We start from the raw sequence: 3,082 nt of genomic DNA on the forward strand, positions 1-3,082 counted from the left end.
GTATGTGTTTGGATAGCCAAATTTGGCTATCTGTAAAATCTCAACAATATCAAAGAGCAGGTTTTGGGGCAGGAAGTGTCCTTTGTCCTTAAATTAAAAGCCTTTCGAGTTAGTTGAGATTGCAAAAGTAGAAGAAGAGTTAGAATTAAAAGATATTGGCGATATACAAAAGGAAATATTGTGCTAAAAAAGGCTTTAGGAATTATGGACGATTTATTGGGTAGTGAATCACTCCCGCTTAAAGAAGCGGGAGCTTCCTAACTAAAGCCAACTAATGTTAACTAACACGAAAGGCTTTGAGTTTATAGTCCTCAAGGCTAATTCCTAACCCAAACGACTTTAATCCTCTTTCTAAAATATTTAAACTAGCATTAATATCTCTATGTATTGTATTTCCACACTTTTCACAAATATATTTTCTATCTTTAAGTGTAAGATCATCTTTTACATTTCCACATACACTACAAGTTTTGCTTGTATATTGAGGATTAACCTTTACAAAGAATTTGCCATTATGCGTAAGCTTGTATTCAAGCATTTTACTAAATTGATAGAATGAAGTATCTAAAATAGACTTATTCAAGCCACTTTTTGCTTTGACATTTTTAAGCTTAGCTCTTTTTGTCATATTCTTAACTTGCAGATTCTCAACTACTATCAAGTCAAATTCATTGCTTAATTTAGAAGTGATTTTATGGTAATAGTCACTTTTTATATTTGCACTTTTTTCGTAAATTTTGTTAATTCTTTGTTGTGTTTTTTTAAAATTTACACTAAGTTTTGTCTTTTCTTTTTTTGATTTTAAAAGCCTCCTTGATTGTTTTCTTTGTAATCTTTGAAAGATTTTAGAATACTTAGCTACATTAAAATTTTTAGAATTTGTAGGAATTAAACTTTGATTACTCAAAGCAATATCATTGATATTTAAATCAATCCCGATAGCCTTATTAATATTTAAATTTTCTTTAGACATTAATAAGGCTTTGTTTTCATAAGTGATAGACAAAGATACAAAGTATTTATTGTGAGATTTTGAAATGGTAATCTGATTAAGTTTATATTCCTTAGGTAATTCTCTATGATAACGCATTTTTAAAGCAGTATTCATTAAATGAAAGATTTTAAATTTAGGATTTTCATCATCTTTAATTTGATAGCCTTGATTGTTCCAATTAAAACTTTGTTTAGCAAATTTAGAGTTTTTAAATTTAGGAAATCCTTTATTTTTGTCTTTTAATGCTTGCTCTAGGGCACGGTTTGCATTAATCCTTGCTTATTGGGTTGTAACACTTTTATAGCTTAATTCTCTTTGTTTTAATATTTCTTTTACCTTTGTATCAATCTGACTTGCTTTAAGGTAGATTCTATCTTTTTTGTCTAGGTCTTTATTGATTTGCCATTGTTCTTTTTGTAAATTAAGGCAAATATTATAGGCTTGATTGTAGATGAAACATTGATGATTGATTAAGGCTTGTTGTTCTTTGTTTGGGTAAATTCTATATTTAAAACCCTTAGTTATTTGCATTTTCTAATCTTTTCTTTTTGGTGTTGTATTTTTTCTTGGGACGATTATCTTCTATGCCTTGATATTCTACATATTTTTTTAACACTTCCAGAGTAATGCCTCCTGTGGTAGCTAAAAAATAACTTTTACTCCAAAAATAACTTTTCCAAAGATATTTTCTAATATTTGGAAATTCTTTTTTAATAAGCCTAGAACTTGCAGATTTATAAGCATTAATGAAAGCCACTAGATCACTCTTAGGTTCAGCCTTAAAAAGAATGTGTAAATGATCTATATCGTGGTTAAATTCTATAATTTTTAAAGCATATCTTGGGGCTTTTGCAATGTATTCAAAGATTTCTTTTAATCTAGCACAAATTTCATCATCAATGACTTTTCTACGATATTTAACCACAAAGATTAAATGATATTGTAACAAAAATACTGAATGAAAATTTGTATCATATTCTAGTTTCATAGTGTAATTTTATTTAAAACAACTTAATGTGTCAAATTGTTTTTAAATATCTATTTTTATGGATAGAGATTTAGATTTTAACAAAATTTTAAATGATTTTACTTAATACTTTAAGATCGTTTAGTCTAAAAAATTTTAAAAACTGCCAAAGGTGGTAGGCAATTCATCTCTTGCTTAAAGAAGTAAGAGTTTTCTTGCCTGAGGTTAATAAAAAAATCAGCAAGTCCTAAGATATATATCTCTAAAAATTGTTTTTTTCAGCCCCTTTACTATTTCTTGGCTTTTATCCATCATAAGAGCCAAAACAATAGGAATAACGCTTAAGAGAAGGACGATTATATAGTTATACCAAAAGGCTTTGACATTTATCAAAAACAAAAGCTGTATAAATTCCAAATCTTCAGTAGTCTCTTGTTCTGTGTCTATATTTTTCTTAAAAAATGGGAGAAAGATAAAAGCAATAAAAATTTTATAGATAAACCAAAAAGAAAAAGAATGTCTTAATGCAAAAGTAGCAACAGGTTCTAATTTTTCATTTTCAAGAGCATTAATTAATATTTCTTTATGTATTTGAAATTCTTTTGTTGCTGCAATGAGGGAAAGAACAGCTAGAATAAACCAAGCAAAAAGAATAATCACCAATACTTCCATTATTTTTTCCTCTTTTTTATAGATTTTTGATTGCAAATTTTTGCAATATAAACCACAGCTATAAAGCATATAATTATAGTTACTATCGTAACCCCACAACAACCACTGCCATCATTAAAATTAAAGTGAGCATTCATTAAACTAGATTCCCAATTTTAAAAGGAAATTAATGTAGAAATTCTATCATTTTAAATACAAATGTCAATTTAACAAGGGGGGTAAATTATTTCCTTTTGAATATTTGTTTAGCTGATATTATTAAACCAATAGAGACTGCTAAGATTATATTCGCAATAAGGATAGTTATATACACTTGCAATAGTTTGCGATAAAAGAAATAAGAAATATTCAAACTCTCCCACACTTCAACAGGCAACAAAGCTATGCAATTAAACAAAAAAGCTATGTTATAGGCAATTAATTGTATTTTGAGGTTTTGAATTTTTAAG

Annotated in this window: 5 protein-coding genes; all 5 read right to left on the minus strand. The window is 27.6% G+C overall.

The window, feature by feature from the left end; genetic code table 11:
* Positions 1-277: 277 nt before the first annotated feature.
* Positions 278-1,267, minus strand: a complete 990-nt coding sequence (locus tag LS72_RS10225; protein WP_238700803.1) for an RNA-guided endonuclease InsQ/TnpB family protein — start codon at positions 1,265-1,267, stop codon at positions 278-280.
* A 6-nt stretch (positions 1,268-1,273) separates the two neighbouring features.
* A complete protein-coding gene (locus LS72_RS11475; RefSeq protein WP_034555176.1) occupies positions 1,274-1,525 on the minus strand; it encodes a helix-turn-helix domain-containing protein in 252 nt (83 codons plus the stop codon).
* Entirely contained in the window at positions 1,512-1,982 is a 471-nt protein-coding gene (gene tnpA, locus LS72_RS10230; RefSeq protein WP_034555179.1) for an IS200/IS605 family transposase, read from the minus strand. The genes LS72_RS11475 and tnpA overlap by 14 nt, the downstream gene beginning before the upstream one ends.
* A gap of 216 nt (positions 1,983-2,198) precedes the next feature.
* Positions 2,199-2,621 carry a hypothetical protein gene (locus tag LS72_RS10235; protein ID WP_138155337.1) on the minus strand — a complete coding sequence of 141 codons (423 nt, stop codon included), beginning with the start codon at positions 2,619-2,621 and terminating at the stop codon, positions 2,199-2,201.
* 235 nt (positions 2,622-2,856) lie between these two features.
* Positions 2,857-3,082: hypothetical protein (locus LS72_RS11480; protein WP_238700802.1), on the minus strand; the 226-nt coding region annotated here is incomplete at its 5' end.

Origin of the sequence: Helicobacter apodemus, assembly GCF_000765745.2 — a bacterium.
GTDB lineage: Bacteria > Campylobacterota > Campylobacteria > Campylobacterales > Helicobacteraceae > Helicobacter_D > Helicobacter_D apodemus.

What these genes read in the sequence shown, in the direction of transcription:
- tnpA (WP_034555179.1), bottom strand. Translation starts at nt 1,982, where the DNA reads ATGAAACTAGAATATGATACAAATTTTCATTCAGTATTTTTGTTACAA.
- LS72_RS11475 (WP_034555176.1), bottom strand. Translation starts at nt 1,525, where the DNA reads ATGCAAATAACTAAGGGTTTTAAATATAGAATTTACCCAAACAAAGAA.